1 pseudogene is annotated in these 255 nt (G+C 66.3%); it reads left to right on the forward strand.

Going from position 1 to position 255, the window contains the following annotated elements:
* Positions 1-255 (forward strand): annotated as a pseudogene (locus tag O4H53_RS27080) (hypothetical protein); the annotation flags it as partial.

Consider the following 255-nt stretch of genomic DNA (forward strand, 5'->3'; position numbering starts at 1 on the left):
TCACTGCGCTCAACCTCGATGAATCGCCCACCTGGCGTCCACGGTCGGCCTTCCCCGAGGGGGCCAATGTCGAATTCGTCGAGCAGCTGGACGGTCATTCGGTCTCGATGAGGGTCCATGAGCGCGGATCGGGAGAGACGATGTCGTGCGGTACCGGAACCGTGGCCGTGGCAGCGACGATGGCCACCCGTACCGGTCACCGTGGTCCGTGGACGGTCCATGTGCCCGGTGGCCGCGTCATCGTCACCCTCACCC

Origin of the sequence: Sulfitobacter sp. G21635-S1, from assembly GCF_027213915.1 — a bacterium.
Lineage (GTDB): Bacteria > Pseudomonadota > Alphaproteobacteria > Rhodobacterales > Rhodobacteraceae > Sulfitobacter.